The organism is Desulfosediminicola ganghwensis (genome assembly GCF_005116675.2).
Lineage (GTDB): Bacteria > Desulfobacterota > Desulfobulbia > Desulfobulbales > Desulfocapsaceae > Desulfopila > Desulfopila ganghwensis.
Map to the genome: position 1 here is coordinate 24,383 of NZ_CP050699.1, position 15,243 is coordinate 39,625.

A 15,243-nucleotide genomic window follows, 5' to 3' on the forward strand; every position below is an offset into this window, starting at 1 on the left:
CAAAGTACTACCCTGCCACGCTGTTGCGCTGATCTTTCAACCAAAATTTGTTACAATTCCCACAGATAAAAACACGCCTTCTCTATTCACCACCGCTGTCTCAGGAATTTACAGCATGAACTTCTGTTCCCATTGCGGCCACAAGGTTATCCAGAGCGTCCCGAACGGCGATGACCGCTCTCGTTTCGTCTGCCCCAACTGCGGGACGATCCATTACCAGAACCCAAAACTGGTGGTGGGCTGCATTCCCGAGTGGCAGGGGAATATCCTGCTCTGTAAAAGAAATATTGAACCCCGGCTGGGGTTCTGGACACTACCGGCCGGGTACCTGGAAAATGGGGAAAGCGCCAGAGAAGGTGCTATCCGTGAAACCTACGAGGAAACCTGCGCCAGGGTCAATGACCTGAAGGCCTACTTTCTTGCTGACCTGATCCCGATCAATCAGCTCTACCTGATGTTTCGCTGCAGCCTGGTGCGCCCTGCTTTCAGAGCAACAGCCGAAAGCATAGAAGTGCGGTTATTCAGCGAGGAGGAAATCCCCTGGAACCAGATTGCCTTTCCTGTCATCCACACAGTACTCAAAAGCTATCTGGATGATCGCGCGCAGAGTTCATTTCCCTTTCGCAATCAACGCCTGACCCAGATAATGCATTCAGATTGATCATTTTGGTTTGACAACAACAGAATGACTCACTTCACCAACGTTGCTCCAGCCATCGGCTGAATGTTCAAAGCTCTTTTCGGTGAAAAAGATGTCATCGTTATAATCAATCAAGAGTACAGAGGAAGAGCGGGTGCCATAATTGCCACTATGGATAAAAAGTGAGCCAAGCAGTCGCTCCCAATCAAGTCCCACTCCGGTATCCGGCAACTGCTCATCCGGGGGGTGCACGTTGTTTGTCAGAGCAACAAAGAATTGCTCCCTGTCGGGCAGCGCAGTTGCGGCCAGGAGATTCTTCAACAAACGTTTGCCGAGAGTCACTTTAGGCCATGCCGTATCAAGCAGATGGTTGGAAAGCCCGTAGAGACCCGGACCAAGTCGCCTGCTTTTCATGGTTACATTGGAAAAGTAGCAAAGTTCCTTGCTATCTCCCAAAAGCAGGTTGAACGGATTATAGAGTGAAGACGTTTCAGCAAACCCGGCCAGAAATAATGAAGGACTTTGCCCGGAGCGAAGGTAATCGAGCACTATCTCTCCGCGGGACGGCGCCGCCGCCAGTTGACATGTGGGATCACGGTAATTGGTAATGGCCCCGACGCGGCCATCGCCGCCTGTCACCAGCCAGCTTCCACCTGCTTTCAGGTCCCGGCCACCAAGAATGTTCTCACCTGGGAAGTTATAGCCAAGAGGGGCCGTTGGACGATCGAGGAACTCATCCCGGTTGGCGGCAAAAATCAACTTGAATCCCGGATGATATTTATAGGCGAAGAGAATAAGGCACATGATTTACTCATCCTTCCGGATGCCGGAAACGGCCATTCAGCCCGGTTTCAGCTTCCCGACCGGCAGCTGACACATGGATACCGAAGCCCCTGTGATATGTTGCATTTTTCAGCACAGCGGTTACTGTACAATTGGTACCGTAAGCATCCAGGGCGCATTTTTCATGAACATTGTGCCAAAGTAAAGAAGGTATCGGCTTAGATGAGCGGTTCAGGCAATTATTGGTGATTGTTTAATTTTCACAACACTCGCAATGTTCTCTGAAACTGCCGTGAAAAGAATCCTCCGGGCTATGTTTTCATGATAACCATCAGGACAGGCTTGACACTATGTCATCAACACCAGCTGCAGCAGTCGCGATAATACGGGTTAGCGAGCCCATAGACAGCTTTCTCCTGCTGCGCCGCACCACGAATCCGCACGACCCATGGTCTGGCCATTTCTCATTCCCCGGGGGGCGCTGCGAGCCCGAAGACCGGCACCTGCTCGCAACCTGTATACGTGAGACCCATGAAGAGACCGGGATTTGCCTCTCTAAGGAGCTTGTCCAGGCAGAACTGACAGCAGCGTATGCCGGCAGCCGCACCGACTCAAGAATCCTGGTGCAACCATACCTTTTTCAGCTGCAGACCCGCCCGAAGCTCAAGCTTGATCCCCGGGAAATCCAGAGTTACCGCTGGCTCGATGCCACCATGTTTCAAAACAGGGCACTCCATGTAAAAGCCGAGGTACTCCCTGATCATTATTTTCCCGCCTTACCACTGGATGACTACTATCTCTGGGGCTTTACCTACAGGCTGATCAGCGAGGTGTTGGCCGCGGAAGAGATTTACAATTAGTCAGGTGGTGACAGTACAAATCACAAAAACACCCGACCACAGTCTATTTCGCAAACCATCCTGTTTCAAAAAACACGCTGAGCTATTCGCTGCCAACAGTCTCTTTTAAGAAACTTCGCAGAAAAGTAATGTGCTGGAGCATATACCGGCTGGCACTGCCGCCGTCATTGCATTTGATGGCATCTAAAATCTTAAAATGCTGCTGGTCGATAATTTCGAGATTATTGTTCTTTTCATAGAGCATCACGTGCAACTTGTTAATGCCATGGAACATATAGTCATAAAAGCGGCGGGTCAGATCGACGTGAACAGAGTTGTGCGTGGCATAGGCGATCCCCATATGAAATTTCATATCCGCCTCTTTTGCCATCTCCCGATCCTGATGCATCTCGTTCATCTCGCAAAAAGCAGCTTCCAGAAGAGCGATGTCCATCTCGTTGGCCCGCTCCGCAGCCAACGCCACCCCCTGGCACTCCAGGCCAATGCGCACCTCCATGAGTTCATCCAGCGAAGACTGGTTAGGTGACATGGTATAGGCCAGCGGATTATTCAGGTCCCTCGCTCTGGGAAGTTTGACGAAGGTCCCGTGCCCGGCCCTATGTGCCACATACCCCATATCCACAAGTCTGCCGATTGCCTTTCGCACCGAAGACCGGCTCACCAGCATAACCTCGGCAAGTTCTCTCTCCGAGGGCAATTTATCCCCAATCTTCAATTCTCCCCGGTAAATCGATTCCCGAAGTTGTTCAAAAACCAGGTCTGATATCTGCTGTTTTTTTACTGGTGAAAAGCCCATGAAATTCTATATAAAACCGGCACCCGTAACCTGTCTCGAACGTGCTGCGGATTCCGCAAGACAAACCAGGCCAAAGATGACATAAGTAATAAATTTGAGTTGTTACCTTCCGAAATGGGTCAAGGGGAAATTGTTGCAGTTCTGCCCATGCCTGCGGTTTTGCCAACGTATCAACAATACCTGAATCTCTGAGAATTACAAGCTCACCGCCAGCGGCAATCACTCTTAGTCACAGCTATTTGCTACAATCAGCTAATCTGCTTACAATCATATAAGTATGCATTTTTCCACGGCGCTCAGCTGAATGCAGTCAACCATCGATAGGAGCGAAGTCAGTAATGGCCAATTCCCCCGCGAGACATAACATACTCATCACCGGCGCCACCGGCTATATCGGTCGCCGTTTGATGCGAAGATTGATTCGTCTACCCAACCTCAACGTTCGTGTCCTGGTGAGAAACAGATATAAGCTCCAGGCGCTGGTGCTGGATAAAATTGAAATCGCAGAAGGGGACACCTTAAAACCAGAGAGTCTGGTACGTGCACTTGAAAATATAGACACTGCCTTTTACCTCATCCATTCCATGGGTTCCGACTCTGACTACCAGCAATTGGATCGCGAGAGTGCCGAGAATTTCAGATCAGCCTGTGTCGCGGCCGGTGTCCGCCGAATCGTCTACCTCGGCGGTCTGGGAGTCAGTGAAACTGCCAGCAAACACCTTCTCAGCCGCATCGAAACAGGCGAAATTCTTTCAAAGGAGCCTGAAAAAATACAGACTATCTGGTTCAGGGCCGGAGTTATCATCGGCTCCGGGAGTGCCAGCTTTGAAATAATCCGTAACCTTGTTCAGAAACTTCCGGCAATGATCACCCCCAAATGGGTGAAAACCTATACCCAACCGGTTGGTATAGATGATGTCATCGAGTATCTGACCGCTTCCATCAATCTTCAAGTCCACGAAAACCTTGTCATTGACATTGGTACCGAGACCTTGAGTTTTAAAGAGATGATGCACCAGGCCGCAGAAGTGATGGGATTGAAGCGTGCTATGATCCCGGTGCCCGTGCTCAGCCCAAGACTCTCCTCCTACTGGCTTATTCTTTTTACTCCCGTACCCCTGAAGATCGCCGCAGAATTGGTTGAAGGGCTCAAAAGCGAGACGGTAGTGCAAAACGATAACGCCGGCAGGTACTTCCCAGAGATAACTCCGGCCAGCTATAAGCAGACTGTTCGCCAGGCAATAGACGAACTTGAGAAGAACCAGGTGGTGAGTCGCTGGTGCGACAGCAGCGGCAATGAAGCCTGTGACATCAAGGACTTTGATATCGCACCCGGCGCCATCCTCCGCGATATCCGCGAAGTACCTCTGGAAGGTACGCCCGCCGATCTGGTCTTCGAAAGCGCCTGCTCACTTGGCGGGGAACATGGCTGGTACCGTTACACCATACTCTGGAAAATGCGCGGCCTGATGGATAAACTCTCAGGCGGCTACGGGTTGAACCGCGGCAGAAGGATCAGCGGTGAGGTACGTATTGGTGACGCCATTGATTTCTGGCAGGTCGCAGACGTAAAGCACAACAAGCGGCTGTTGCTTTACGCCCAGATGAAAGTACCGGGAAAAGCCTGGCTTGAGTTTGACATTCAGCCCAACATGCTGATCCAGACGGCTCACTTTCTGCCACGAGGTGTTTGGGGTCGGTTGTATTGGTACGCGGTCCTGCCCCTGCACTATTTCGTTTTCAGCGACCTCTCCAGAAAACTGGTACTCCGTGCCCGCCAGGAGCATAAGCAACGAACCGCCCAACCCTCGTCATAACAGCTCATCAGCTCTTTTGCCGTGCAAACCAGATAGCCAGTCCCTGCGCATTCAGTACCAGATCGTCCCGTAAAAATGTGGCCAGGTCGATATCTCTTTCCACCCCGTCGAGATAGGTGGCATAGGCGGACTGCAGCAGCTCAGTGAGGCCTTCGATTATCAGGCTCGAATCGCCCCCCTTATCCCGGGCCAGCGCGGCATGATCCACGACCAGTTTTTTCAAGCACTCCACCGATTGAGCATCTGCGGCAACAGGGCCAAAGTGGGTCAGATAAAGGGTTTCCGGCTTCATTTCCATAACCCGCTCGATGGAGGCAACCATCGCCTCCGCCTCAAAAGCCGACGGACTGGTGGTACAGATCAGAAATGGCCTTTTCCCTTCAAGCTGGAGTTGCGGATAGGCCAGACCGAAAGCATCGCCGGTGAATACTCCGCCACTCTTCTCATCCCAGACGCAGAAATGATGACGCGCATGGCCGGGAGTATCAATGAAGAGCAGCTGGCGACCATTGAAATCAAGCTGAAACCCATCACCTGCCTCAATGATTCGCTCTTTGGCAATAGGTCTGACCTCGCCATACAGGCTATCAAACTTTTTCTGCCCGTAAACTTCAACAGCTGCCTCCATGAGTTTTTCCGGATTCACCATGTGACGGGCTCCTTTCGGATGTACCACCAGTCGTGCCCGGGGAAACATCTCCATGAGCTTTCCCGCGCCACCTGCGTGATCCAGATGAATATGGGTAACAATCACATACAGAACATCCGTTGCCGTGAGACCTCTATCAGCTAAAGCTGCCAACAGACGATCAGCTGAGCGGGTCGTCCCCACATCGATGAAGGCCGCCTTGCCATTTTCCACTACCATGTGGCTGGCGGCAAAGCCTTCTCGCAAATAACCTGTGTCGACGGTGTAAACACCTGTACTCTCTTTCATAAGCTCAATATTCCCTGCACTGATACATGAAGGATGTCAGATTTTTTCTGGTCAATTGCATATATTTTTATCATCTTCACCAGACTTGTTGAAAGCGATGTTACGGCAATTGGTCTCCTGCACCCAAAAGGACGAAAGTAAACCAATCACAAGAAAAGCCAGCATCATCAGCAAGCCGCTGCGATAATCAATGTTACTGTACATCCGAACACCATTGTCGATAGTGCCGTCCCAGGTCCGATCAGCAAGCCAGCCGAACAACGGCTGGATCACCGTTGCCCCCACAAAACAGCCCGCATTGGAAATGCTTACCGCTATTCCTGAAAACTCGGGGTGTATAACCTCCTTTGCACTTGCAAAGGTAATTACGAAAGAAGCCCCGGCAAACCCCAGGCAGCCAAAGAGCATCATGCCCGCCAAACCCGGCGTCCAATTCGCATATATCAGCACTATCCAGCAGAAGATGTAGGCTATGAGCCCGCCGATCAGCACCGATTTTCTCTTGCCGATCCGGTCTGAAAACCAACCGAAAAATAATGCTCCCAAAGCAAATGCGACCAGCATGGTAGTCATGTAGTTTGCGGCCTCCGGGCGACTGAGACCATGCACATCCCGAAGATACGGCACTCCCCAAAGCCCCATAAAGGCGTAGATGGAACCCGTTACGCCAAGCTGCACCCAGAAACATGGCCAGATTCTGCCAACACTCAGCACCTGTATCAGGTTCTGCCACCAACTCCGGGTATCGACCTGCCCTGTTGCGGAGGGAACTACAGGATTGGGTGAGACAAAGCCCATATCCTCCGGCTTATTGCGCACAATAAGAAAACCGATCACAGACAGTATCAGGGAGAAAATACCGATACCAATAAAAATGGTTCGCCATTCCAGAAATGTAAGCGCCATGGAAAGCGGGCCTGCTGCCGTTACTGAACCGAGATTACCTATAAGCAGAGTCACTCCGCTCATCAGCCCGAAAACCCTGGCAGGAAACCAGACAGCGTTATTTTTCATAATACTTACAAATACAACCGATACCCCTAATCCAACCAGAAACCGGCCGACACAGGCCATCTCGAACGAACCGGCCAGGGCAAACACAATGGATCCTAACCCGGCGGCAAGGTTGCCACCAACAATAGACGTTCTCGTTCCCAGCGTATCGGCAAGCACCCCGGAAGGGAGTTGCATAACGGCATAGACCATGAAATATATGGCGGACAGGCTACCAAGCCGGGCACCCGTCGCCTGAAAATCAGCCATCAGGTACTCAGAGACCACGGCCGGTGCCATGCGATGAAAATAGACCAGAATATAGGTAAGTATCAGAACCAGGAAAATAGACCAGCGGGCAGTCTCAAACTTCATGTCACGAGCCATGACGCTCTACTCCTTGCAAGGCGACTATAGAAAGGAAACAGGCAGAATGGTGGATATTGCCTGGGCGCACGCGACCGGTGCACCTCTGATCGGGACATATGCGAACCTGTCCGGACAGTCGGAAAAACAGCGAACAAAATTTTATAAACTATTCCAAAACTTGACGCAAACCTATTCCCCATGGAGCATGGAAATTGTTTATCTCAGCCACCGTCCATGCCAAACGGCTTAAAACTACACCTGTTAGCGGAACCTTCAACCGGTCATAAGTCTACTCCCACTTCACTTCGCCGGCCCTTTTCAGCTATCCTGTAAAGAGAGATCTATTGTGTGCATCCCCTTCATTTTTTGCTGAGAGGTACTATATGAAAGTAGAATTCCCCTGTGATAACGACCAAATCGCCCTCGAACTCCCTGAAACTGTAGAGATTATTCAAACAAGCGAATTCCTGACTGAAAATTATCCTGAACATGCTGTTGCCAGTGCCCTCGAAAGCCCCATTGGCACACCGGCTTTAAGTGAGTTAGCCAGAACCCGCTCCAGCGCCTGTATTGTTATCTCCGATATTACCCGGCCGGTCCCTAACAAGATCATATTGCCGCCCATCCTGAAAACCCTTGAAGAGAGCGGTATTGAACGGCAGAACACCACCATTCTCATCGCCACCGGCATGCATAGACCGAATCTTGGCGATGAACTGGAATCGATGATAGGGGCGGACATTATGAACAGCTACCATGTCGTCAACCACTATTGTCAGAAGCAGGATGAACTCAAGGAGATAACCAGGATCGACGATGCACCGATTGAAATCAACACCCACTACCTGGACGCCGACCTGAAAATCCTCACCGGACTGATCGAACCCCATTTCTATGCCGGATTCTCCGGGAGCCGCAAGTCAATCCTGCCTGGTATTGCCAGCTTCGACACCATGAAATTTATGCATTCCTATAAAGTCATCAGCCAGCTCGAAGGGGCCAACTGCAGGCTCGACAACAACCTGTTCCACCAGTACGCCATGGAAGTAACACAAAAAGCCGGTGTGGATTTCATAGTCAATGTGGTGATCAACAAGATGCGGGAGCTGTGCGGGGTTTTTGCAGGGCATTTTGAACAGGCACACCTTGCCGGCTGCGAGATGGTCAAGGATCACGCAGTGGTGGAGCTGGACCAGAAAGTTGACCTCGTTATCACCTCGGCCGGGGGCTATCCACTCGACTCCACCTACTACCAGGTGAGCAAATGTTTGATCAGCGCCATGGATATCCTCAACAAAGGCGGTACAATCGTGGTCTTCTGCGGCTGCAGGGAAGGACTCGGCAGTGAGGAGTTCTGCACTATCATGCGCAGCAATCCAACCCCTGAGGATTTCAGAAAGCATCACAGTCAACCTGATAATTTTGTTATAGACCAGTGGTGCGCTCAGAATATCTACCAGGCTCTTGACCATGCCGGTCAGGTCTATATCTACTCGCCTGGCTTAAGCGATGAAGATGTAGCCAGATTCAGCGGGAAAAAGCTGGCAGATGCCGCAGAATGTCAAGCCGTGGTGAAAGAGCTGTTGACAACCCACAAGCGGGTTGTCGCCATTCCTGAAGGGCCTTACGTGGTCGGCAAAGTGGTTGGGAGTTAGATGACAGGTGTGAGGAGTTGGACGGCGGACGGTGAGTGTAGCTTTGATAATGGCTATATGTCATTATCCTCTAAGAATTTAGCCGCCCGTGCCTCAGACCAGTAGACTTCGCCCGGTTGCATAAAGCCGACATGACCGCCATATGAAGGAATCTCCAGATGGAGACAGGTCGAAGCTTCAGCTTCTTTAACCGGGTAACAGGAATCGGCCAGAAAAGGATCGTCTTTTGCCTGCACCAGGAGCGTTGGCACCTTGATCGAAAGCAAGAACTGCAGGGAGGCACACTTGGTATAATAGTCCCTGGCATCTTTAAACCCGTGGATCGGTGCCGTGTACTTATCATCAAAGGGCAAAAAGGTTCGCATCCCGGCAAGTCCTTGGGTATCCAGGATATCGGGAAACATCTGCGCCTTTATCCTCACCTTCTCCCGCAAGCCCTTCATAAAATACTCCATATACAGACGGTTCTCTAATCGATCCAGCCGCCTGGAGGCATTGGCCAGGTCACACGGCACGGAAAAAGTAACTGCCGCCACGACCTCTGTCGGCACCTTAGCCGGATCTTCGCCAAGATATTTCAAGGTCTGGTTACCGCCCATACTGAAGCCGATCAGTGCAGCTTTTTTATAGCCGCCGGTTTGCAATGTATGGCAGAGCACGGTATGCAGGTCATCCGTAACCCCGGAATGGTAGAACCTGGGCAAGAGATTAGGTTCCCCTGAGCAGCCCCGGAAATTGAGGCAGACCACATCCCAGCCCTGCGAGTTGAGATGCCTGGCCATCCCCAGCGGATATTTTTTTCTGGAGTTACCCTCAAGGCCATGACTGACGACAACAACCCGCTCTGCGTATCCCTGGCCAGCCAGATGCCAGTCTATATCCAGAAAATCACCATCAGGAGTGTCGATGCGCTGCCTGCGGCAACCATCTGCCTGCATCTTTCTTAACAGGGTCGGATACAGAGTCTGCACGTGGCCATAGATAAAGGGAAACGGCGGCTGATATGAAGGTACAGTTCCAATCGGCATAATAGTTATTCCCCTGGGCTGACTTTAAAGGTCGTCATGGCAATTCCGGTAAAAATCAGGGCAATTCCCTGAATATGATAGATGTATATTTTCTCACCTAAAAACAGCACCGCCAGGATGGCACTGAACACCGGCATCAGGTGAATAAACGGCCCCGCCTTGTTGGCACCGACATCACGTACCGCCCGGTTCCAGAAAATATAGGCCAGGATCGAGGCAAAGAGTGCCACATAGACAATAGTGGCTACAGAACCGGGAGTCACGCTCATCACCTTGCCGCTGGCCATCTCATAGAGATAGAGCGGCAGCAGCACAACCAGGCCTACCATTACGATTCCCGACTGGTAGGCAAGCGGGTGCAGCCCTTGGGGATACCGTTTCAGGTTTGCCGAATAGAGTGCCCAGATCACTGCTGCCACCAGCATATACAAATCGCCCCGGTTAAAACTCACCTGCAGCAGATGGGCCAGCTCGCCATGGGCTATGATCAACACCACGCCGGTAAGCGATACAAGCACACCGAAGCACTGGCGCACACTCATTACCTCCTTATATAGTACCCAGGAGCAGACCGCGATCAAGACCGGAATGGAGGAATTAACCAGAACCGCGTTGATCGCGGTGGTGGTCTGCATGGCCAGATAGACCATGGTATTGAACCCCCCCACACCCAAAATCCCCTGCAGGATAATAAAACGCGAATGCGTGCGGGCAAGTTCCCGTTGCCGCCAGAGATGGACTACAGCAAATGAGAGCAGAATCAAAAGAGCGGTCATCCAGCGCCAGAATGCGAGGGTAAACGGCGGAATTTCCGTGTGCATTCCCCGGCTGATGACGAAATTACCAGACCAGAACAGCGTCGTTAACACCAACAACACGTATGACATAACAACCTGCTAATATAATGAGAAGAAATGGCTTCTGCCAGCGAAAGGGAGAATTGATCAGAGGTATCTCGGAAATTGCTATTTTGTTCAGGCCAAAGACTTGAGAGAAAATTAAGCGGAGCGATATGAACAGATATTGCAAGCAGTAATTTTCTCTCTATAGCGCCGAGCTGGGCCCAAAGAGCATTTCCAACCGGTTTTAGACCACAGTGATATCAAACTCCGGCGGATTCAGTATATGCTGCTTGACCACACACTGGTCCATGGCCCGTAAAATCGCAGAATGGTATTTCTCGGGAAAACCCTCCGGCAGGGTCAACTCCAGATTCATTTTAGGGTACCGTTTTTGTTCCTTATCCCATTCATACTTCATATTCACCTTCATGCCGGTGGTATCTATCTCGCGGGCACGACAGAACTTTAAGGCAAAATATCCAGCGCAGGTGGCAATCGAGCTGGCAAACAGCACAAAAGGAGAAGGCGCACTCCCGTCACCACCCGATTTTTCTGGCTGATCGGTTTCGATGACAAAATCACCGATTTTAGCTTCAACTTTCAGATTACCGGGAAAACATACCTCGATCTCACTCATTATCGCGACTCCTTGATTCTTCTTTACAGTCGGCTGCAGCGGCATAGGACACGATGCCACCTCAGCGATTAGATACGTAGCACAAAATGGTTGAGCAAACTATTGAAACTACCACTTTCATCCACGTATTTCACGAATAGAGATAGTCTGTTTATGGAATTTTGGAGGTTAACCGGGTTTTTCATCGGCTTTGGTCTACAGCGACTGCAACAAATGCTTTCCGGGTTTCGGCTCAACGCGCAGCAGAAGACTGGTTAACGCACCGCATATCTCCTGGCAATTTCGCATAACATCCTGATAGCGGTGGGGATGGCTTCATCGTTGAAATCGAATTGAGGGTGATGCAGGGAAGGAAGGGGATCTCCCTTTGGTTGCAGACCGAGCCAGAAAAAAGCTCCCGCCACTTCGCCCAGATAAAACGAGAAATCCTCTGCCCCCATGGAGGGAGGATAATTACGGATTATTTTTCTGCCCGGCAAAAAGGATGAAGCAATCTCAGCCACATAAACTGCCTCTCCGGGGTCGTTTTCCAAGAGCGGATATCCTCCATAAAACTCGATATCAGCCGAAGCTCCATGGGCGGCGGCGGTCTGCTCCACCAGCTCCTTCAACCTTCTCTCCAGTAGCTTGCGGTTCTTGTTGGAAAGCGCCCGCAGGGTTCCCTCGAGTACCACCTTTTCCGGTATCACATTCGGTGCGGTTGATCCGGTAAACTTGGGGATGGTTATCAGCGCAGGTTCCAGAGGACTTACATTCCTGGTTATAATCGACTGTACCGCGCAGATGATCTGGCTGCCGATCACCACCGGATCAATACCACGGTGCGGGGAAGCTGCATGACAGCCACGCCCATTGATAGTGATGGTGAAATATTTACTAGCTGCCATCATGGCCCCGGGGTTTAGGCCAACACTCCCCAACGGGAGAGCGGTTGTGCCATGCAGACCGTAAACCACGTCAACTTTTGGATCTTCCAGGCAGCCCTCGTCAATCATAACCCTGGCACCACCCTTATTCTCCTCTGCCGGCTGGAAGATGAATTTAACAGGGCCGGCCAAGTCGTCTACACACTCGGCCAGAACCATCGCGGCCCCAAGCAGGCAGGCTGTATGACCATCATGTCCGCAGGCATGCATCAAACCGTCTTTTACCGAGGCATGGTCGATGCTGCTCTCCTCCTGCATCCTGAGGCAGTCCATATCGGCCCGAAGCCCGACACAGGGCCCGCTTTTGTCGCGCCCCAGAGTTGCCACGATCCCGGTACCGGCCACATCGGTGCGTACTTCCATGCCACCTATAGCACCAAGCCTGGTGGCAATGCGGGCTGCGGTTTCATGTTCTTCGAATGCGGGCTCAGGGTGCTTATGCAGCTCTCTTCTGAACTCCCGGATTGCTGGAGTAATATCTTCTATCAAACGTCTGACATCTGTCATTGATCTTCTCATAAGTAGTCTGATTTTTTTGGCAAATTGTCTACGGTTGCATCAACTCTTTCACGCCCTGCTCCAGCCCTTCCAGCGAAAGCTCATACATGGGGAAAATATTTTTAATCACCTTGATTGTGTGCGTATACGGCCAGTGACTTTCAGGGATCGGGTTGAACCAGATCGCGTGGTTGAAGAGCTCGGTCATATATTTCAGCCCTTCCACACTGGGTTTACCGCTGCGCTCAAAGGCATAGATAGAACCATCCTGGGACATAAGCTCATAAGGCGCCATGGAGGCGTCGCCAACTACAATCAGGCGGGTATCAGGGTCCAGCGAAACCATACTGTCGATGGAAACCGGCTCTTTTCTCCGAGCGGGGTCCTTCCAGAGGCAGTCGTAGATAGTGTTATGAAAATAATACGTCTTCAGTTCCTTGAACTGAGCCCGCGCGTAGGAGAAAAGCGTCTGTACAATCTCAACATGGGGCTCCATGGACCAGCCACCATTATCAATGGCCAGAATAATTTTTAACCGATCAACCACTCTTCGGTCAAAGATCATCTCGATCTCTCCGCCATTTTTTACCGTTCTATAGATGGTTTCCTCTACGTTGAGCCGGTCCTTCGCTCCCTGGGGAACCAGATGCCGCAAACGCTTCAGCGCTTCACCGATCGTGTGCCTGGTGAGTGGACCATCAGTTGCGTAATCACGGTACCTGCGTTCGCCGGCCACCTTGACAGCCGACTTATTGCCCGATGTGCCACCCACCCGTAAACCTCCAGGGTGATAGCCCGAGTGACCGACCGGCGAGGTGCCGCCGGTGCCGATCCATTTCGAGCCACCATCGTGCCGCCCTTCCTGATCACGCAGTCGCTCCTTGAAATATTCAAGCAGTTCATCCTGGCTCATACTACTCAGCTTTTTCTCATCGAGCCCGAGTGATTGAGCCAATTCCTTCGGATTTTGCAGCCACTCCTGCAACAAACCCGAAGCCAGCAACTCAAACTCATCCTCTTCCGGCGTTTTCAGTTCAACCCCTGAAAAGGTGTAGGCAAAAACCCGGTCATAGAGATCAAAATACTTTTCGCTTTTCACCAAAATGGTGCGGGCGGCTGTATAAAAGTCTTCCACCGAATTCACCAGGCCACTGTGCATGGCGCGATGAAACAGCAGAAAGGCGGTGGGGCTGACTGGGATGCCAACCTCCCGCAAGGTATAGAAGAATTGGATAAACACCGTGTTCTCCCTTACTGTTCTTGACCGTACAAACTTAACGGAAAAATCGCTTCTTCATCACCATGTTGGCCGAGCGCTCATAGTCACCGCTCTTTTTAAAAAGCACTCCCAGATAGGGAATCTCCTTGGTCAACCTATCGCCCTGGGCAAAATCAGGGTCAGCCTGCAAGGCTCGAATCCAGTTGATCAACTCCCTGGTGGCAGGCTTTTTCTCTACCCCGTCGATTTCACGCAGATCATAAAAGGTCTGAATGGCATTATCGGCCAGCTTCCTGTTCAAATCCGGGAAATGGGCGCGAAGAATTTTCCTCATCATTTTCGGTTCCGGGAAAGCGATATGATGAAAATTACAACGCCCGAGAAAAGGGTCGGAAAGATCCTTTTTGGCATTTGAAGTGATGATGACCACAGGCCGGTGTCGTGCCTGGACCACCTCATCCGTCTCCATGATATCAAACTGCATCTGGTCGAGCACATCGAGCATATCATCCTGAAACTCCGTCTCAGCCTTGTCGACTTCATCAATCAGCAGTACACAGCGAGAGTCAACCGTGAAAGCCTGCCCGATCTTGCCCATCTTTATATAGTCTGAGATGTTACTGACATTACGGCTGGAGTCACCGAAGCGGCTGTCATTGAGTCGAGTCAGGGTATCATATTGATACAGCGCCTCGATCAGTTTCATGCTCGATTTGACATTCAAAATAATCAATTCCATCTCAAGGGATGCCGCAATTGCATGAGCCAACATGGTCTTGCCGGTACCCGGTTCGCCTTTCAACAATAACGGCATCTCCAGGGCCATTGAAATATTAACAATCTTTGCAAGCTCTTCATCCAGGACATAATTGGCGGCACCACTGAAACGATTCACATTCATTGTTTGCCTCTTAAAATAATTCCGGGGATTTTCTTCTATTGCTGTCTCCGCTTTCCTCACCTGCCCAACTCATCAACATTGCACCAATTTGTCAACTACTATTTTACGTAAACGGAAGCCGCCTACCCCGAAAAACGTTCTCTTTTCAATTTCCTCCAGAATAGTGGCTTAATCTCCGTACAACGCTGCGTATTGCAACCTCAGCATGAGAAAACTTCAACTCAGCAATACAAACATTCACCCAGGGGAGCCCGAAACAAATGTCTGACATGTTACAACCCTATTTATTTCTCCCTGTGTTATACAATTTTAAGATACGAGCACTGGGTAACCGGGTCAGAT

General features: G+C 50.9%; 14 protein-coding genes. 4 read left to right on the forward strand and 10 right to left on the reverse strand.

Features of this window, described 5'->3' with window-relative positions; genetic code table 11:
* Positions 1–115 precede the first annotated feature (115 nt).
* The gene (locus FCL45_RS00100; RefSeq protein WP_136795277.1) at positions 116–661 is read left to right on the forward strand and encodes an NUDIX hydrolase; all 546 of its coding nucleotides are present in this window, start codon (positions 116–118) and stop codon (positions 659–661) included.
* On the opposite strand, the gene FCL45_RS00105 is transcribed toward FCL45_RS00100, so the two are convergent.
* Positions 662–1,444, reverse strand: a complete 783-nt coding sequence (locus FCL45_RS00105; protein ID WP_136795278.1) for an NRDE family protein — start codon at positions 1,442–1,444, stop codon at positions 662–664. It abuts the gene before it with no gap.
* Positions 1,445–1,773: 329 nt separating this feature from the next.
* Here FCL45_RS00105 and FCL45_RS00110 point away from each other — a divergent pair, with 329 nt between their 5' ends.
* Entirely contained in the window at positions 1,774–2,283 is a 510-nt protein-coding gene (locus FCL45_RS00110) for an NUDIX hydrolase (protein WP_136795279.1), read from the forward strand.
* 82 nt (positions 2,284–2,365) lie between these two features.
* Here FCL45_RS00110 and FCL45_RS00115 read toward each other — a convergent pair whose 3' ends face one another.
* Complete coding sequence (locus FCL45_RS00115; RefSeq protein ID WP_136795280.1) at positions 2,366–3,079, reverse strand: FadR/GntR family transcriptional regulator; 714 nt, start codon at positions 3,077–3,079, stop codon at positions 2,366–2,368.
* A gap of 338 nt (positions 3,080–3,417) precedes the next feature.
* Here FCL45_RS00115 and FCL45_RS00120 point away from each other — a divergent pair, with 338 nt between their 5' ends.
* Positions 3,418–4,896, forward strand: a complete 1,479-nt coding sequence (locus FCL45_RS00120) for an SDR family oxidoreductase (RefSeq protein WP_136795281.1) — start codon at positions 3,418–3,420, stop codon at positions 4,894–4,896.
* Positions 4,897–4,903: 7 nt separating this feature from the next.
* On the opposite strand, the gene FCL45_RS00125 is transcribed toward FCL45_RS00120, so the two are convergent.
* Together FCL45_RS00125 and FCL45_RS00130 are read right to left on the reverse strand one after the other, a co-directional pair.
* A complete protein-coding gene (locus FCL45_RS00125) occupies positions 4,904–5,833 on the reverse strand; it encodes an MBL fold metallo-hydrolase (protein WP_136795282.1) in 930 nt (309 codons plus the stop codon).
* 51 nt (positions 5,834–5,884) lie between these two features.
* On the reverse strand, positions 5,885–7,213 hold the full coding sequence (locus tag FCL45_RS00130) for an MFS transporter (protein ID WP_136795283.1): 1,329 nt from the start codon (positions 7,211–7,213) through the stop codon (positions 5,885–5,887).
* A gap of 365 nt (positions 7,214–7,578) precedes the next feature.
* Between FCL45_RS00130 and FCL45_RS00135 the strand changes: the two genes are divergently transcribed.
* Positions 7,579–8,850, forward strand: a complete 1,272-nt coding sequence (locus FCL45_RS00135) for a nickel-dependent lactate racemase family protein (RefSeq protein WP_136795284.1) — start codon at positions 7,579–7,581, stop codon at positions 8,848–8,850.
* A 53-nt stretch (positions 8,851–8,903) separates the two neighbouring features.
* On the opposite strand, the gene FCL45_RS00140 is transcribed toward FCL45_RS00135, so the two are convergent.
* From FCL45_RS00140 to FCL45_RS00165, 6 genes are all read right to left on the reverse strand, one after another.
* A complete protein-coding gene (locus tag FCL45_RS00140) occupies positions 8,904–9,878 on the reverse strand; it encodes a YheT family hydrolase (protein ID WP_136795285.1) in 975 nt (324 codons plus the stop codon).
* Between the two features lie 5 nt (positions 9,879–9,883).
* Positions 9,884–10,765 (reverse strand): DMT family transporter, encoded by an 882-nt coding sequence (locus FCL45_RS00145; protein ID WP_136795286.1) that lies wholly within the window; start codon positions 10,763–10,765, stop codon positions 9,884–9,886.
* A gap of 199 nt (positions 10,766–10,964) precedes the next feature.
* Positions 10,965–11,357, reverse strand: coding sequence for an OsmC family protein (locus tag FCL45_RS00150; RefSeq protein WP_136795287.1), 393 nt, complete (start codon positions 11,355–11,357; stop codon positions 10,965–10,967).
* A 254-nt stretch (positions 11,358–11,611) separates the two neighbouring features.
* On the reverse strand, positions 11,612–12,790 hold the full coding sequence (locus tag FCL45_RS00155; protein ID WP_167495617.1) for a M20 metallopeptidase family protein: 1,179 nt from the start codon (positions 12,788–12,790) through the stop codon (positions 11,612–11,614).
* A 40-nt stretch (positions 12,791–12,830) separates the two neighbouring features.
* Complete coding sequence (locus FCL45_RS00160) at positions 12,831–14,021, reverse strand: vWA domain-containing protein (RefSeq protein WP_136795289.1); 1,191 nt, start codon at positions 14,019–14,021, stop codon at positions 12,831–12,833.
* 34 nt (positions 14,022–14,055) lie between these two features.
* Positions 14,056–14,901, reverse strand: a complete 846-nt coding sequence (locus tag FCL45_RS00165; protein ID WP_136795290.1) for an AAA family ATPase — start codon at positions 14,899–14,901, stop codon at positions 14,056–14,058.
* Between the last annotated feature and the right edge of the window lie 342 nt (positions 14,902–15,243).

Excerpts from the sequence above, each read along its gene's own strand:
- FCL45_RS00100 (WP_136795277.1), top strand. The coding sequence starts at position 116 with ATGAACTTCTGTTCCCATTGCGGCCACAAGGTTATCCAGAGCGTCCCG.
- FCL45_RS00105 (WP_136795278.1), bottom strand. The coding sequence starts at position 1,444 with ATGTGCCTTATTCTCTTCGCCTATAAATATCATCCGGGATTCAAGTTG.
- FCL45_RS00110 (WP_136795279.1), top strand. The coding sequence starts at position 1,774 with ATGTCATCAACACCAGCTGCAGCAGTCGCGATAATACGGGTTAGCGAG.
- FCL45_RS00115 (WP_136795280.1), bottom strand. The coding sequence starts at position 3,079 with ATGGGCTTTTCACCAGTAAAAAAACAGCAGATATCAGACCTGGTTTTT.
- FCL45_RS00120 (WP_136795281.1), top strand. The coding sequence starts at position 3,418 with ATGGCCAATTCCCCCGCGAGACATAACATACTCATCACCGGCGCCACC.
- FCL45_RS00125 (WP_136795282.1), bottom strand. The coding sequence starts at position 5,833 with ATGAAAGAGAGTACAGGTGTTTACACCGTCGACACAGGTTATTTGCGA.
- FCL45_RS00130 (WP_136795283.1), bottom strand. The coding sequence starts at position 7,213 with ATGGCTCGTGACATGAAGTTTGAGACTGCCCGCTGGTCTATTTTCCTG.
- FCL45_RS00135 (WP_136795284.1), top strand. The coding sequence starts at position 7,579 with ATGAAAGTAGAATTCCCCTGTGATAACGACCAAATCGCCCTCGAACTC.
- FCL45_RS00140 (WP_136795285.1), bottom strand. The coding sequence starts at position 9,878 with ATGCCGATTGGAACTGTACCTTCATATCAGCCGCCGTTTCCCTTTATC.
- FCL45_RS00145 (WP_136795286.1), bottom strand. The coding sequence starts at position 10,765 with ATGTCATACGTGTTGTTGGTGTTAACGACGCTGTTCTGGTCTGGTAAT.
- FCL45_RS00150 (WP_136795287.1), bottom strand. The coding sequence starts at position 11,357 with ATGAGTGAGATCGAGGTATGTTTTCCCGGTAATCTGAAAGTTGAAGCT.
- FCL45_RS00155 (WP_167495617.1), bottom strand. The coding sequence starts at position 12,790 with ATGACAGATGTCAGACGTTTGATAGAAGATATTACTCCAGCAATCCGG.
- FCL45_RS00165 (WP_136795290.1), bottom strand. The coding sequence starts at position 14,901 with ATGAATGTGAATCGTTTCAGTGGTGCCGCCAATTATGTCCTGGATGAA.